The organism is Paenibacillus sp. FSL R7-0026 (assembly GCF_038004485.1).
Lineage (GTDB): Bacteria > Bacillota > Bacilli > Paenibacillales > Paenibacillaceae > Paenibacillus > Paenibacillus xylanexedens_A.
Genome location: NZ_JBBORG010000001.1, coordinates 3179750 through 3196545 on the forward strand (window position 1 = coordinate 3179750; position 16796 = coordinate 3196545).

General features: G+C 42.9%; 14 protein-coding genes. 10 read left to right on the forward strand and 4 right to left on the reverse strand.

Annotated features, from left to right (window positions below; genetic code table 11):
• Positions 1-59: 59 nt before the first annotated feature.
• Positions 60-500: a hypothetical protein gene (locus MKY44_RS14250; RefSeq protein ID WP_341007584.1), complete on the reverse strand. Its 441-nt coding sequence runs from the start codon at positions 498-500 to the stop codon at positions 60-62.
• Positions 501-1008: 508 nt separating this feature from the next.
• Positions 1009-2370, reverse strand: coding sequence for an alkaline phosphatase (locus tag MKY44_RS14255; protein ID WP_341009855.1), 1362 nt, complete (start codon positions 2368-2370; stop codon positions 1009-1011).
• 351 nt (positions 2371-2721) lie between these two features.
• On the opposite strand from MKY44_RS14255, the gene MKY44_RS14260 reads away from it, so the two are divergent.
• The 5 genes from MKY44_RS14260 to MKY44_RS14280 all read left to right on the forward strand — a co-directional run bounded on the left by MKY44_RS14260 (position 2722) and on the right by MKY44_RS14280 (position 9824).
• A complete protein-coding gene (locus tag MKY44_RS14260) occupies positions 2722-4536 on the forward strand; it encodes a family 43 glycosylhydrolase (RefSeq protein WP_341007585.1) in 1815 nt (604 codons plus the stop codon).
• Positions 4537-4775: 239 nt separating this feature from the next.
• Positions 4776-5090 (forward strand): ArsR/SmtB family transcription factor, encoded by a 315-nt coding sequence (locus MKY44_RS14265; protein WP_036615511.1) that lies wholly within the window; start codon positions 4776-4778, stop codon positions 5088-5090.
• Positions 5087-7555, forward strand: coding sequence for an FAD-dependent oxidoreductase (locus tag MKY44_RS14270; protein ID WP_341007586.1), 2469 nt, complete (start codon positions 5087-5089; stop codon positions 7553-7555). Before MKY44_RS14265 ends, MKY44_RS14270 begins: the two co-directional genes overlap by 4 nt.
• A 253-nt stretch (positions 7556-7808) precedes the next feature.
• Complete coding sequence (locus tag MKY44_RS14275; protein ID WP_341009856.1) at positions 7809-8627, forward strand: MerR family transcriptional regulator; 819 nt, start codon at positions 7809-7811, stop codon at positions 8625-8627.
• A 24-nt stretch (positions 8628-8651) separates the two neighbouring features.
• Positions 8652-9824 (forward strand): MFS transporter, encoded by a 1173-nt coding sequence (locus tag MKY44_RS14280; RefSeq protein ID WP_341007587.1) that lies wholly within the window; start codon positions 8652-8654, stop codon positions 9822-9824.
• Between the two features lie 204 nt (positions 9825-10028).
• On the opposite strand, the gene MKY44_RS14285 is transcribed toward MKY44_RS14280, so the two are convergent.
• Positions 10029-10514, reverse strand: coding sequence for a hypothetical protein (locus MKY44_RS14285; protein WP_341007588.1), 486 nt, complete (start codon positions 10512-10514; stop codon positions 10029-10031).
• A gap of 153 nt (positions 10515-10667) precedes the next feature.
• Between MKY44_RS14285 and MKY44_RS14290 the strand changes: the two genes are divergently transcribed.
• The 5 genes from MKY44_RS14290 (at position 10668) to MKY44_RS14310 (ending at position 15660) form a co-directional block, all read left to right on the forward strand.
• Positions 10668-11252 carry a TetR/AcrR family transcriptional regulator gene (locus MKY44_RS14290; protein ID WP_341007589.1) on the forward strand — a complete coding sequence of 195 codons (585 nt, stop codon included), beginning with the start codon at positions 10668-10670 and terminating at the stop codon, positions 11250-11252.
• Between the two features lie 160 nt (positions 11253-11412).
• A complete protein-coding gene (locus tag MKY44_RS14295; RefSeq protein WP_341007590.1) occupies positions 11413-12282 on the forward strand; it encodes an NAD(P)-dependent oxidoreductase in 870 nt (289 codons plus the stop codon).
• A 29-nt stretch (positions 12283-12311) separates the two neighbouring features.
• A complete protein-coding gene (locus MKY44_RS14300) occupies positions 12312-13364 on the forward strand; it encodes an LLM class flavin-dependent oxidoreductase (protein WP_133384898.1) in 1053 nt (350 codons plus the stop codon).
• Between the two features lie 56 nt (positions 13365-13420).
• Positions 13421-14374 (forward strand): alpha/beta hydrolase, encoded by a 954-nt coding sequence (locus tag MKY44_RS14305; RefSeq protein WP_341007591.1) that lies wholly within the window; start codon positions 13421-13423, stop codon positions 14372-14374.
• Positions 14375-14691: 317 nt separating this feature from the next.
• On the forward strand, positions 14692-15660 hold the full coding sequence (locus MKY44_RS14310) for an ROK family protein (protein ID WP_341007592.1): 969 nt from the start codon (positions 14692-14694) through the stop codon (positions 15658-15660).
• 198 nt (positions 15661-15858) lie between these two features.
• Here the strand turns inward: MKY44_RS14310 and MKY44_RS14315 are convergent, their stop codons facing one another.
• Complete coding sequence (locus tag MKY44_RS14315) at positions 15859-16668, reverse strand: helix-turn-helix transcriptional regulator (protein ID WP_341007593.1); 810 nt, start codon at positions 16666-16668, stop codon at positions 15859-15861.
• Between the last annotated feature and the right edge of the window lie 128 nt (positions 16669-16796).

Genomic DNA, 16796 nt, shown 5'->3' on the forward strand with positions numbered 1-16796 from the left:
CATCAGCGTTAACCCATATCATCTGTCCTGCCTTATTAGTCGAAAGCTTCAGTGAAACTTCACTTGGTATACCTCAATATTTTACTGTAACCATAAGCAAGAACAAATGGCAGGAGGTATGACAAAAAAGTCCAAAGTATGTTCCATCCATTAAAATAAATGACATGCCCCATCATTTTGGCAAGCCATTCTAATAATGTGAGAGACGAGGCTGAAACAAGAATCGCCACCCATGGCTTGGCATCTTTGACTATGATGGCATACATCATCAGGCATCCGGCAATTGGATAAATTCCAAGATCCATTGGAAGAGCAGCAAAGGATTGATTATGAGTATTCGGAAGAATATTCCAGAAGTAATTAAACCCGATATTGTTGATGCATGCTGCAATAGCCACACCAAGTGGATAATATAGAATAAAGATTGTAAAGCTCCGACGCAGAATCCATGCACCCAATATAATGGGAATGACCATACCCAACAAAAAGTTTCCTAACATGCATTTTTCCTCCAAAGCTTGTTACTTGTATAGCTCACAATAAGCTGCATCACTCCGTTGTCTTCTCTTCCAGAAGGCGATCTACCTTATCTTTAAGTGCATCCAATTTTTTATCATAATGCTTGTACGTATAGAATCCAATGACTGCTTTGACTGCAAAAAAGAGCACCGCAGCAATGACAATGAGAATATAGTTGTGGGCAATCTGCCTTAACCAATCGTTAACTGCATTTATCGGATTTCTCTCCCTTCAATGCAAGCGGTTTTGTATAAGGTAACCAACTCCATGGGATATAATGCATATTAGCAAATTCGGGACAGGCGTACGCCTTACTCGAAGTGAATGCACAAGTTTCGGTCATGAAAAAAGCCAAGTATAGAACGGCTACGGTTGAGGATGTTCATAAAAGGTAGAGTGGCATATCAATAAGGATTTTATGAAAAAAATCCCTTCTCTTCGGATGAAAGAAGAGAAGGGATGATCGTAACCTACTGAATTATTGCTAAACTATTGATGCTTGCTGAGAATATCAAATATGATCTTGGCATTATCTGTGTTGTCGATCAAACCGGCGAAGCGATGACTTGCCGGGCCGTAGGCATAGACCGGAACATCTTCACCTGTATGTCCACCTGTTGTCCAGCCCGTAAATGAACGGTTATCAATAATCGCTTCAATGGCATTATCAATCTTTGTTACATCCGCACTTTTGGCTGCTTCTTTCACCGATTGAATCTCTTCAGGTTTCAACTCCAGTTTCAGATAACTTTTCAGTGTTTCTTCAACCGAAGCACCTTTTGCAATTTGTGCTGCCATGAAGTCAGGTGTGCGCAGAGCAGCTTTGATCGGGTCTACGAAGAAGTTGTATTCTCCGTCTTTTCCAAGCGTAAGTCCACCTGTGGAGTGGTCGGCAGTAGCTACGACAAGTGTTTCACCGTCTTTTTTGGCAAAATCAATAGCTGCCTGAAATGCTGCTGCGAAATCTTCCATTTCACTCATCGCGCCAACGATATCATTATCATGTCCTGCCCAGTCGATCTGGCTGCCTTCGACCATTAGAAAGAATCCTTTGTCGTTCGAACTGAGGCGATCAATCGCTGTATTGGTCATCTCAGCCAATGATGGAGTTGCAGCAGTACGATCAATCAACTTGTCCAGACCTCCGTCCGCAAACAGTCCAAGAACTTGTTGATTCTTATCGGCAAGGAGAGAGGAACGATCCGTCACATAGCTGAACCCGGCCTTCTGGAATTCCTTCGTCAGGTCACGACCCTCGCGTACAAAATTGGATTTCCCTCCACCCAGAAGTACATCCACCTTATGCTTGCCATTAATCAACTCATCATAATAATCGTCCGCAATTGCATCCATATTTTTTCGACTGATATCATGGGCACCAAATGCAGCTGGTGTGGCATGAGTGATCTCCGATGTAGCCACGAGTCCGGTGGACTTGCCGTTTTCTTTGGCCTGCTCAAGTACGGTTTTGACTTCCTTCTGCTCAGGGTCAACGGCAATGGCCGCATTGTATGTTTTCACGCCCGCCGACATAGCCGTTGCTGCGGAAGCGGAATCCGTTACATTTTGTTTATCATCATCCGGATAGGTCATTTGTGCCCCAACAAGATAAGGATCGAATACGGTTTTGTCCATGCCCTTCGTCGAAGGATCATCTTTCATATAACGGTAGGCGGAAGTATAAGAGGTCCCCATGCCATCCCCAATGAGGAAGATGATGTTCTTGATTTGTTTTTTCTCCACACTTACAGCTTGAACGGCACTTGCTTGTCCGCCAGACAAGAGAGTAGAAGCCGATACAGCCAGAGTCAGCGCTACCGCTGGTAATACTCTTTTGGATAATTTCACAATGATTCCTCCTCGTAATATCTCAACAACAAAAATGAATGCATGAATCTATATTCATTTGTTCATCATTAAAAAGATTAGCATTTATATGTAAATGAACACCAAGAACTTTGTATACCTGATGTAAATTAAACAAATACGGCGATAACTTTAATTTCTTTGCATGAGGAGCAAGTCAAACATTCCAATCAGGGCAATAGTTTCCGGCGAAAGATTCACATGATCTTCTTACGAGATTACAAAAATATACTCATTCCGCTGTTTTTGAAGTATGATACAACATAAGTAGAACGCTTTCATTTTTATATTACTGTTAATATAAAATCAATTTCATTTTCAGGAGGCTCTTTACCATTGACCAAAACAACTCCAAATTATGATGGGTATCTCTTTGTACATTTTATTGGCGAACAACCAGACGGAGAGCAGGTTTATTTCTCCTATAGCGAGGATGGTCTTCACTGGAAGGATCTTAATGGGGGCTCGCCTGTGCTGTTTTCCGACCTTGGAGAAAAGGGGGTACGGGACCCGTTTCTGGTTCGTTCAGTCAAGGATAATAAATTTTATCTGATTGCTACGGATCTCCGCATCGCAAGCGGCAAAGGATGGTCTCAAGCCGTTAATGCCGGGAGCCGTGACGTAATTGTATGGGAATCCAGCAATCTCGTAAACTGGTCATCCCCATGGAACGTTACACTAGGTGTTGAGGGCGCTGGATGTGTCTGGGCACCGGAAGCTGTGTATGATGAAATAACAGATGAGTTTCTTGTATTCTGGGCTTCTGCAACGCAGGAACCTCAGGAGCAAGAACGAAAACAAAAAATATACAGCGCTCGTACAAAAGACTTTCGTACGTTTTCTGCATCGGAAAAATACATTGAGCGGGATAATCATATTATTGATACAACGATTCTTTCTTCGGCTGGCTCTTACTATCGATACTCCAAGGATGAAACAACCAAAAACATAAGGGTAGAAAAAGGAGACTCTCTGGACAAAGGGGCGTTTGCTACGCTGCAATCCCCGGTACTGGAGGCTGTGGCAGGTGTGGAGGGACCTCAAATCTTTAAATTCAATGACCGGGAGGAATGGTGCCTTATTGTTGATCGATTTGCTGAAGGCAAGGGTTATCTTCCTCTGTTGACTACAGATCTGGGAAGCGGAGAATTCCGAATCGTCCCTGATGGTGATTACGATATGGGAACGACTCAAAAGCGGCATGGAAGTGTACTGCCAATCACAGCTGAGGAGTGCAGCCGGCTTCTCGCAGCTTTCGGGGATGGTCATCAGGTGCTTCCCGGACAATATGCTGATCCTGATGTCGCACAGTATGGGGATTGTTACTATATGTATCCAACAACAGATGGGTTTGAGGGGTGGTCGGGTACACAGTTTAAGGTGTTTTCTTCTTCAGACCTGAAGCATTGGCAAGACGAAGGCGTGATCCTTGATCTGGGAACAGAGGATGTTGCCTGGGCAACCGGTAATGCCTGGGCACCGGCAATTGCCAGCCGTAACGGAAAGTTCTATTTTTATTTCTGTGGCAAAATGCGGAATGGTGAGAGTGCCATTGGTGTTGCTGTAGCAGATACACCGATTGGTCCATTCCTGGCCGAGTCGCAGCCTTTAATCACAATGGAGCAGTTGAAACGTCTGGACATTACCATGGGACAAGCGATTGATCCCTCTATCTATGTCGAAGATAATGGAAAACCGTATCTGTTATTTGGCAATGGACATGCTGCCATTGTGGAGCTGGGTGAAGATATGATAAGTGTCGTGGAGGACACGATGAGCAATCTGACGGGCTTACATGATTTTCGTGAGGCTGTAACCGTGTTGAAGCAGGGTGGACTATACCACTTTACGTGGTCCTGTGATGATACAGGCAGTGAAGACTATCATGTGAATTACGGTACGGCAGAGCAGTTATATGGTCCAATTACCTATCGATACCCAATCCTGAGCAAAAATGTGGAGAAGGGCATGCTGGGCACAGGTCATCACTGTATATTTAATGATTCCGAAACGGGTCAATACCAAATTGCCTATCACCGTTTTGTCACGCCACTGTCCAGATTTACCTCTGGAAAGGGTTATCACCGCGAAATATGTATGGATCCGCTTCTGTTTGGTAAGGACGGACTGATTCAGCCTGTTATACTCTAATATAAGACGTTTAATTAAATCGCTATCTATAAAGGCCTGATACAGCATGAATGCCTGTCAAATGTCGCTTTTAGCGGTTTTGGCAGGCATTTTATCATTTTTATCTTTCACCTGGAACAAGCCAAAGCCGTAGGGGTGAGCGGGTATGAAACTTATTGAACGCATTCAATCCAGAATACATTTGACAGCCGAATCAATAAATCGTATTATTACGATATAACGATTTAGGAGGAATACTTTTGAACACTCCCGCTTTTGACAGCAATAACATTAAACAGTTCGATGAACCAGCTAATCTGCTGAAAGCTTTGTCTCACCCCATTCGTTTATGCATTGTGCGGGGACTGATGATGAAAAAAAAATGTAATGTTTCTTATATGCAGGAATGTCTGGATCTTCCCCAATCAACAGTGTCACAGCACCTCCAGAAACTTCGTAGTGCAGGTATTGTTGCTACGGAGCGCAATGGTCTTGAAGTGAACTATGTGCTTGCCGATCAACGGGTTGAACAGATTATCAAAACTTTATTTGAAAAGGATGATTGTGAATCATGAGCAAAAAAGTACTTATTGTTGGCGGTGTAGCTGGAGGTGCTTCTGCAGCTGCACGTCTTCGCCGTCTGGATGAACATGCCGAGATTATTATCTTTGAGAAAGGGCCCTATATCTCATTTGCCAATTGTGGCTTACCTTATTATATAGGTGGCTCCATCGATGATCGAGAGCGTCTACTGGTGCAAACGCCAAAAGGGATGGCAGATCGCTTTCGTATTGATGTGCGTACAAGAAGTGAGGTTGTAGCTATCGATTCGCAGAAGCGAGTGGTTAAGATACAGTCTCAGGAGCGCGGTGCATATGAAGAAAGCTATGACGAGTTGATATTGTCACCTGGTGCTAAACCGATCATTCCTGATCTGCCGGGTAAGGACAATCCACTAATTTATACCGTACGAAGTATTCCAGATATTGATCGGATCAAAGACCAGATAAATTCTTCTAACAACCAGTCTTCAATCGTAATAGGCGGTGGATTTATTGGCGTGGAAATGGCTGAGAATTTAAAGGAAGCTGGTCTGGATGTAACGCTGATTGAGGGGAACGCACAAGTACTCACACCCTATGATACCGAGTTAGCAGCCGCATTAGCACAGGAAATGGAGAATCATGGTGTAAACCTGCTGTTTTCCAAACGTGTTCAGGGATTTCATTCCCTAGAGCAGGGCATAGGGGTTGAACTTGCGGATGGTCATACGCTGATAGCTGACATGGTTATTCTTGCGATAGGCGTAACACCGGACACTTATTTTTTGAAAGATAGCGGCGTTTCGCTGGGTGCACGTGGACATATTATCGTAAATGAAGCTTTAGAAAGCAGTGTGCCACATATCTATGCTGTTGGGGATGCGATCGAAGTAACGGAAACCATTCATGGTACGAAGGCAACAATACCACTTGCCGGACCTGCCAACAAACAAGGCCGTATTGTTGCTGACCGTATCGCAGGGCTTCCTTCTACCTATAAAGGAACACAAGGTACATCCATTATCAAAGTCTTTGGAATGACCGCAGCTACGACAGGCAGTAATGAAAAAACACTACAGCGTCTCGGCGTGGACTATCAAACCGTTATCGTACACCCTGCTTCTCATGCATCGTATTATCCGGGTTCAAGCGCAATTACTCTTAAACTGCTGTTTACTCCGCAAGGCAAAATTTTAGGCGCACAAGCAGTCGGTTATGATGGAGTGGATAAACGAATTGATGATATTGCTGTAGCCATTCATTTTGGAGGACATGTCCGGGATTTAACAGAGCTTGAACTGAGTTACGCGCCACCTTATTCTTCTGCCAAAGATCCCGTAAATATGGCTGGATATGCAGCAGAGAATATGATCACCGGACGTGTTCAGACGTTCACCTATAATCAACTGGCTGATCGTCAGCCGGGGCAGTCGATACTTCTGGATGTACGCAGTGAAATTGAGCATCAAAATGGTCATATTCCGGGTTCACTCTCTATTCCAGTTGATGAGCTTCGTCAACGGTTAGATGAATTAGACCCATCCAAAGAAATCTGGCTATACTGTCAAGTTGGCTTACGTGGTTACACTGCTTCGCAAATTTTGCGCCAGCATGGTTTTAGCGTAAAAAACTTGAGTGGTGGTTATAAAACATACCGTCAAGCCCAGTTTAAGCCTGCTCCATTAACTGCTGTAAAACAAGAGCAGCATGATCCTATGGAGAACGTTAAGGAAAAAAAGTCTATTCCCTCTGACTCAACACAGCCGCAACGTATTGATCATGAGTTGAACGTATGCGGATTAAGTTGTCCTGGTCCGCTAATTCAGGTTAAGCAGAAAATGGATCAACTTTCGAACGGGGAAACCCTTCGCGTGAAAGCTTCCGATCCAGGCTTCTATGAAGATGTCAAAGCATGGGCCACAATGTCGGGTTCCACAATCTTGCAGTTGGAAAGAATGAAAGGCGGTACGATTGAGTCTGTCATTGCTAAAAATACAGCACAACCCGTATCGGATTCCCCCATCAGCGATCCTGCCAGCACGATGGTTGTCTTCAGTGGTGATCTGGATAAAGCGATCGCTTCACTCATTATTGCAAATGGGGCAGCAGCGAGTGGACGGAAAGTAACCCTATTTTTCACATTTTGGGGATTGAGCATTATTCGTAAGCCGCAGCCGCAGAAGTTAACCAAAACCATGATCGGCCGTATGTTTGATATGATGTTACCTCGCGGGAGCCAGAAGCTTGGCATGTCCAAAATGAATATGCTTGGAGCAGGCCCGAAGATGATCCGTGGTTTGATGAAAAAACATCATGTGCCGTCGTTGGAGGAATTGATTGAGAGCGCAATTACACAAGGAGTAGAGATCGTTGCCTGCCAAATGTCCATGGATTTAATGGGAATTCAGCGTGAAGAATTAATAGATCAAGTCAAAATTGGTGGTGTAGGTTACTATCTTGGACAAGCATCACAAGCCAATCATAATCTGTTTATTTAAAAAATTAGTAATGCTGAGCAGGATAATTGAATGCGTACCAAGAGAATGCCACGATGAGTGGCATCTTTTTGTTCAAAATAAATGAACGTTTCATTCAAAAACGGTTCTTTGACTTACCCATAACAGCAACATAGAGTGATGACAAGGACGGTGATTGATTTAGCTAGGCAAATGAGAAGCATATACACCCTTGACTTTCCCCTGTACGGGAAACTATATACTCGCATTATGTTAAAAGATTGGAGATGATATGTTGTTCAAAATCAGTGCGTTTTCCAGGCTAAGTAGGGTCTCATTAAAAACACTGCGTTATTATGACCAGATTGGCATACTTAAGCCGAGAAAAGTAGATCACGATACGGGTTACCGTTACTATTCCGCAGATCAGCTTCTCGAGCTTAACCGAATCTTCATTTATAAAGAATTGGGGTTCACGTTGCCACAAATCACACAGCTGTTACAGGAGCATATTACATTGGAGAATATTCAAGGCATGTTTAAGCTAAAAAGAAGCGAAATTCAGCAGATTATTGATACGGAACAAGCCAAACTCGTCCGGATCGAGGAACGCATGCAGCTTATAGAGGAAGAGGGGCACGTCGAAACTGGGCAAGAAATTCGAATCAAAGAGGAGGGTGCTCGGCAGTTTCTTTTTCAGACAGGGTGCGGGAGGGAAGAGGATATCCCGAGTTTATTTCATCAGTTTGATGAATCATTAACAAAAGAAATGCGCCAACTGATCGACGGACCTCAGGTTGTTTTGTGGAAAGAAATCGCAGGACAAGAGGAAGAATTCGAGTTTGAAATAGGTTACTTCTTAAGCTGTGAGTTGCTTTCACCTCCCGACCCATTTCAACTGCGGACTCTTCCTGCTGAGCACATGATGGCCACCATAGCTTATCGTTCCAATGCCACCTTTGCCTGTAAAGCCTGTGTTCATCTGGCTACATGGATTGAGAATAATAACTATCAGATCAAGGAGAACGGAGCTGGTAGGGAATTATATTTACCCTTATCTCAAGAACAAGATGTACAGTTTATAGAAATACAAATTCCAATACTAAATAGATAACTAGAGAAGACGGAGTGGATTAAAGTGAAAAATAAATGGATTATATATATCTTGGCATTGGCTGTTTTTCTGATCGGAACCCTTGAATACATTATTACAGGAGTCATAGAAATGATCGCCTCAGACTTGAGCGTATCTACTTCCGAAGTGGGTTTACTGGTGACTGTATTCGCTCTGGCAGCGGCCATTATCGCTCCAATTCTCATTGCAATTACAATAAATATGGATCGCAAGAAGTTACTGTTGTCCGCCCTCAGTGTGTTTATTGCCAGCAATGGACTTATGCTTGTTGACCTTTCTTACGAAACTTTACTATGGGTGCGAATTATTCAAGGGGCTAGCGGAGGAGTGGCTACCGTAGTAGCAATGGCCGTATCGACACGACTGGTTGAAAAAGAAAAAAGGGGCAATGCCATCGGCATCATTTTGATGGGGCTAAGCAGTTCGCTAGTGCTCGGTGTCCCATTGGGCACATTTTTTAGTGAAATGTTTGGATGGAGAGTTCTATTTATATTCATTGGATTGTTAAGTGTTCTTCCATTACTTATTATCTACAAAAAGGTTCCGGCAATCAAAGAGGAAGAAAAGATCACCCTCAGAATGCAGCTCTCCATTTTGAAAAATCCACTCATTCTGACTGCCTTGCTTATTACGTTATTGTATATCGGCGGCTATTCGACACTGTTCACGTATATTACGCCTTTCTTGCAAGCTACGTCTTCTCTTTCCATGACCGAGATAAGCGGTGTTCTGTTTCTCGCGGGAATTTGCAGCTTTGTCGGATCAAAAGTGGGCGGACAATTGGCAGATGCAAAGGGATCAAAGTTTACAATTTGTCTAGGCCTTCTGTTACAAGGCATAACTCTTCTTTTGTTTGCTCTAGCTGGAGTTAATCTTATAATGTTAATCTTGGTTTTAATGATTTTTATGTTAGCAACGTGGAGCATATCTCCGGCCCAGCAACTATATCTGGTTACACTGGCACCTCGTAATCCCGACATTGCCCTTAGCGTAAATACGTCATTTATCCAATTTGGTTTTGCACTGGGATCTGGATTAGGTGGGATTGTGATCAGTCGTACATCTGTCCTCTATTTAAATTGGTTGGGGTTTGGAGCTGTAGGAATTGCTTTACTTCTTGCTATCTTACTATTTAAGAAATCGAGAAGCAGGACTGGAACGCCAGATCCAGTGTAATTTCAGGGATGGGTAATTCTTGCTTCTCAGTTCTTGGCTTTTTTGAGTTGTAATTGACGGTTTTATGTAAAATAAAAAAAGATCTCTTCAGCATTCACTGCACAAGAGATCTTTTTGGTGTATAACAAAGTTATAACGAGAATCACATTACATAATTATGATAGATTAGAGCAACAATCCATTTACAAATTACTGTTATGTTATCTACTGTCCACCTGTATTCGAAGCCCAGACAGGATACCAGCCCAAGGATGAATTTTCATTATTGTACAGGACCAGATTGCCGTCAGTTTGCATGATGAGCACATTGCCTCTAAGATTGGCTGGCACATTGTCTGCTCCGTACCATGCCTTAGCCCAGGCCAGGTTGTCCGATGTCCAATAAGGTGTGTTTTGCGGATCTGATATGACCAACTTCCCGCTGAAATAATTAATCTGGAGTTTATGTATTCTTGTGTCTTTAGTGTTGCTGTGCCATATCATTTTACGTGACTTGACATCCCAGATCTGCGCATCCCCATAATTATCAAATTGAAAGGAGAACCTGTTATTGTTTGACACTAACCCTCCACCTGCGACATTATACATAATGTCATAAATCAGCCGATCTCCACTGGCAGCGGAAGTCGCGGGTGAAAATGAAATCAAAAACATAAACATGGCAAGGCAAGATAAAAAGACTTTTTTCATAGAACATCCTCTTTTCCTTAATATGTTTTAAGTTACCTATCAAATATAGCATATATATTTCTTTAATGGATAAATTTTCAATAAGGATCGACAATCTGCGAAATTCTTTTCTGGACTGATCAGTTCAGATATGTTATATTTCTGAAACGGGAGGTGTTACTTATCGCCAGGACTAAAGAATTTGACAAAAATCAAGCGTTACACGAAGCAATGCTGTTGTTTTGGAAAAAAGGATACGAGGCTGCTAGCATACCGGATTTACTGGAAGTGATGGGCATTAGCCGATCCAGTCTTTATGATACGTTTTCCGACAAGCAAACCTTGTACAGAGATGCCCTGGAGCATTATAAAAAAGGGAGTTCCAATAAGCAGACTATTCTTGAACAAGCATCAAGCGTAAGAGATGGAATTCTTCAATTTTTTGAGTATCATATTGCTTCGGCATACGATACCAGCCTACCGGGCGGATGTTTTGTAACGAATACAGCTACAACATTGGAGTCACCAGATGAACAGATAAATGTCTTGATACAGACTAGTTTTTCGGATTTGGAACAAGCATTTTGTGAGCTTTTGGAGAAGGGCCAACAATCGGAAGAGATAGATAAAACAACAGATATCAAAACATTGTCTTATTTATTGCTGAATTTACATCAAAGCATAAATATTATGGCCAAAACAGGTCAAAATCCAGAAAGTGCAAAAGAGATGATTAGCTATATAATTGCAGGGATATAATTTTTTTTAGCAATATTGGAATGATTGTTCCGTTATTATATTCCTCATATTTTGAAGGTGCCATTTGAAGAGTATCTGTAAGACCATAATTTTTTTTGATTATTCTGGAACATTCATTCCGTTATAGAAACAATCCATTAACTATAAGGAGATGCAACCAATGAAGGTATCGTTTATTGGACTTGGAAATATGGGCCTTCCAATGGCACAAAACCTGTTGAAAGCGGGTTATGACGTAGTCATCTTTAATCGGACCCCTGAAAAAGCTGAACCATTAATAAAACAGGGAGCACGGTATGTCCAAACACCACTAGAGGCAGCGAAAGAAAGCAATCTTGTAATTACCATGTTATCTGATGATGCTGCTTTGAGAGAGATTGTTGAGGGACCAACTGGAGTTCTGAACGGATTATCTGAAAATGGAATTCACGTATCTGCCAGTACGATCAGCGTAGATCTGGCTCGAAAATTATCCGCTTTGCATGCGGAGAGACACCAGCACTTTGTGTCTGCCACCGTAATGGGGCGCCCGGATGCCGCTAAAGCAGCTACATTGCGCATTATTTTAGCTGGTCCGGAACATGCAAGACAACGAGTACTTCCCATGTTAACAGCATTAAGTCAAGAGATATTTGAGATTGGGGATCATGGCGAAGAAGGTAACATTGTCAAAATAGGCGTTAACTTTCTAATTGCTTCAATGCTGGAAGCTTTGTCGGAAGCGCAGCTCATGGTTGAAAAGCACGGCATTAAGCCGTCCCGATATATGGATGTTGTGAATGCTCTTTTTCAATCTCCGGTATATCAGAACTATGGCGCGATCATGACCGAACAGCGCTTTGAACCAGCCGGTTTTAAAATGAAGCTCGGGTTAAAGGATGTTGCATTAGCTATCGAGGCAGCCAAGTCAGTTCAAGCTCCACTACCTTTAGGTCAGCTTATTCATCAACACCTCTCGGAAGGAATTACCCACGGTTATGGTGAGTTGGATTGGACGGCTTTAATCCGTTGTCTTAAGCATTCCTCTTAAGGAAAGAAAAATATAAGGAGAGATTAATTATGGAAATAGGTGTTACTTCATTCGTAGAAACAAAGCCTGATACGAAGACCGGCGTTGTCATGAGTCACGCACAGCGATTGCGAGAAGTCGTGGAAGAAATCGTCCTTGCAGATCAGGTAGGACTTGATGTGTTTGGCATAGGTGAGCATCATCGTGATGATTATGCAGCATCTTCACCAGCAATGGTGTTGTCCGCTGCGGCGCCCCTCACAAAACGGATTCGTTTGACAAGTGCTGTGACGGTCTTATCTTCAGCAGATCCTGTCCGTGTGTTTCAGGATTTTGCCACGCTTGACGGTCTCTCCAATGGACGTGCCGAGATTATAGCAGGTCGGGGTTCCTTCATTGAGTCCTTTCCACTGTTTGGTTATAACCTGAATGACTACGAGGATTTATTTAATGAAAATATTGAACTGCTTCTTAAATTACGGGAATCCGAAAAAGTAACTTGGAGTGGAGGCCATCGACCAGCGATACATAATCTGGGGGTATACCCGCGGCCTGTTCAGAATTCTATACCTGTATGGATTGGTAGCGGAGGTACTCAGGAGTCTGCCATACGTGCTGGAATTCTAGGTCTGCCACTAGTTCTGGCAATTATCGGTGGAAATCCAACGAAATTTGCGCCACTTGTAGAACTGTATAAAAAGGCGGCAACTCATGCTGGTCATGATGTATCACAGCTTCGGGTAGGTTCACATTCTATCGGATTTGTTGCAGAAGATACAGAAAAGGCCGCAGAACTCTTTTTCCCGTCCACTCAGTACGGCATGAATAAACTAGGCAAAGAGCGGGGGTGGGCATATTATGATCGTTCCAGCTATGATGCTGCCCGTAGCTCTGATGGTGCGTTGTATGTAGGGGATCCGGAAACAGTTGCTCAAAAAATTATTCATCTGCGCAAGCATGTAGGAATTACACGTTTCATGATGTATGTTCCCTTAAGCACGATGCCACATGAGTTGGTAATGCGGGCTATAGAACTGCTCGGTAAAGAGGTTGCACCGCGAGTACGAGAGGAAATTTCCAAGTGGGAAGCTGAAATGAGATAAGGATTAACTAAAAAACATAAATGAACGAATTCATTATTATATTTGGAGGAATTATCATGAGTATTGAGACACGTATATTACCAGAATTAAGAGAGGTTTATTCACAATTTCCAGGGTTTGAGTTGGAGAAAAATTTAGAGTGGAGCAGAAACTTAGTATCGGCTGTCTCTGTGAGGAAATCAGAGCTTGTAAACACAACTAGCCGGAAAATTCCGAGGGATGGAGGTGAGATGCTGGTCAAAATTTATGAGCCGGTCGAACGAACGAATGATTTACTGCCAGCCATGTTATGGATTCACGGGGGCGGATACGTGTTAGGACATCCAGATATGGACGACAAATTGTGCGAACGTTTTGTTCAGACAGCAGAATGTATTGTCGTATCAGTGGATTATAGGCTCGCTCCTGAGCATCCATATCCTGCGGCGATTGAAGATTGTTATGCTGGATTGGTATGGATGACGGAGGAGTCAGCAATGCTTGGCATCGATGTGAATCGGGTTGCAATTGCTGGTGCTAGCGGAGGTGGAGGGCTGACAGCAGCACTCGCGCTGATGGCACGTGATAAAGGAGGTCCGTCTATTATTTTTCAAATGCCATTGTACCCGATGTTAGATAATCGTAACATCACGCCATCTAGTCATGAGATTACAGAAGAGGGTTCAATCTGGAACCGAACGGACAACGTGGCTGCTTGGAATATGTACCTTGGTGAGGCGAACGATGTCAATGGAAGTTCTTCTTATGCAGTACCTTCTAGAGCTGAGAGCTTGGCCGGATTGCCGCCAGCCTATACTTGTGTAGGTCAGCTCGATCTATTCCGGGACGAGACGATGGAGTATGTGGCACGACTAGCACAAGCAGGTGTGGATGTTGCATTTCACCTCTATCCAGGTTGCTTCCACCTTTTTGAAATTCTTGTTCCAGAAACAGAAGTGAGTCAACGCGCTGTTCAGGGTTATATGGATGCAATGGCTCGTGCACTTCATCCCAATAGAACCCTTAATTAAGGATTGATGAATCAGAACCTTTTAGGTTAAAGAAAATTTATAATTAGGAAACTTTATGTCCGAAGAAGTCACTAAATTAGTGACTTCTTTTGTTTGGAGATATAAGTATTGATAAATAATCCCAAAAGTTCGAAATGGGGTTAAGCTCCAAGATTCCAATCAGGATAACTCGTTCTTTAGATTGCTTGTTCAATTTCGAACTCTGTTCCTATACTATAGTGAGTGACTCCGTCGAGCATATGCGGGAGTTGGATGATCCAGAGAATAAAGCAGGGTAACGTTCCTTGGTATCAAAATAAATGAGAGCGGAGATTATTATGCGAAAATACATAATCGGAATTGACCTGGGTGGAACCAATATTAAGTCCGCCATCTTCAACATGGAGTTTCAAAAAATTCATGAAAGAAGTGACCCTACGGAGGCGGCAAAAGGGCCGTTCCACGTGTTAAACCGAATGGTAGACATTATTCAAGAAATGCTGACTTATGAGGGCATCCAGCCAGAATCTATTCTATGCATGGGTATGGGCATTCCTGGATTATTAGATCCTGAGCAGGGACTATCTCTATTTTCACCTAATTTTCCAGACTGGGAAAACATTCATGTCGTTAACCATATGAAAAATCATTTTGAATTTCCTGCTTATATCGACAATGATGTTCGGGTAAATCTGTATGGTGAATGGCTGTTCGGTGCAGGCAGCGGGTATAAAAACCTGATATTGATTACGTTAGGCACCGGTCTTGGATCTGGTATTGTCATTGACGGAAAGGTTTTTTACGGTACTACATCGAGTGCGGGTGAAATCGGTCATATGAATATGTACCGGGAGGGGCGGCCTTGTCGTTGTGGAAGTTCGGGTTGTCTGGGGAGATACGTGTCCGCGATAGGCATCGTCAAAACCTTTACAGACAAGCTTGAGGAAGGCCGGTCAAGTATGATTATGGAATGGGTGGGAGAGGATTGGACGACAATCACTGCCCGTATGATCTCGGAAGCATACGATCTTGGAGATTCACTTGCTGTTGAGGTTATGCATGAGACCGGAGAGATTCTTGGATTTGGTCTTTCCAATGTAATCAATCTGTTCAATCCAGAAGTAATTATTGTTGGTGGAGGAATGTCGGCAGCCGGTGATCGATTACTGAATACAGTGCGTGATACTGTTGAGAATCATGCGTTAAAACTTTCTTCCGATGCATGTAAAATAGTGCAAGCGAAATTAGGCGGGCAAGCAGGGATGATCGGCGCGGCTGCATATGCACGAAATATGATGTCATTATAAGGTATCACAATATGATAATTGATCAATCATGCTTGAGAATATGTCATTGCATCATACAGTCTAAAACCTTAACTTAAAATGACAGCAGAGAACGCTAACAACCTCGATGACGTTTATCCGGTTGGATGGCTAAGGTATGTTTGAACGCCCATTATTGGACAAAGTAGGAATTTTTCCAATGATCTACGTACATCCCTCTTAAGAGTGAGATTTAGCTCCCAACTCTGTTATGTCAGCTGGGATACCTTTACGTCGTTTATGAAACTGTTTAGGCGAGGAACCGGTCATCTGTTTGAACTGCCTGCAAAAATGCTCAACATTACGGTAACCGCATCGATCAGCAATCTCTGCAACCGTATACATATGATGTCTGAGATATTCTTTGGCCAAACGTATTCTGCTATGAATAACATCCTCCATACACGAGAGGCCAAACGATTTCTTGTACATCAACTGCAGGTACCCTGGACTGACGTTTATGATCTTCGCCATTTCTGATATTGTCCAAGGATGGCTGGGATGGTTATGAATTGCCGTTCGAAGCTTCAACAGAGGATAGTGCTGAGGGTTAATATCCTCTTGGACACAAGACTCGAGCAATTTATTGAACAAGGTTCGCAGCAGGCAATTGATGGACGATTCCCGGTAATCGTTCTGAAAAGAATGCTCTGCAACAAGCAATTGGAACAGCTTATGACAGTATTCCGGATCATCCAGCGGGAAAGGTGTGCCTGGCGGAAGGGAGGTATCGGTTACAAACGGTTCATCACTTTCAAAACGAATCCAATCATTAATATAGCGCTCTGAACAAGCCCGATAATATATTTTTTGATACGGTTTGAAAAGTACAGCACAATGAGCCGGGTATTCCTTAAGTTGTCCATCAACCCAAAATTGGGCAGGGGTCTGTGTAATGACTAATAACCAGGCATCATGCCCTTCAGGGATATCAAAAACAAAATGGTTCTGATGTACCGCGTCACATTCCACGTAAAAAATAGAGGTCATGGTTCTTCCCCTTTCTCTTTAAGTTGTAGATAAGAATATTCAATACACTACTTAGCTATTTTCTATTATACGAGAGTTATCTTTATTTCATAGAACGAATGTACTATTACGATGATATGAGGAGTGTA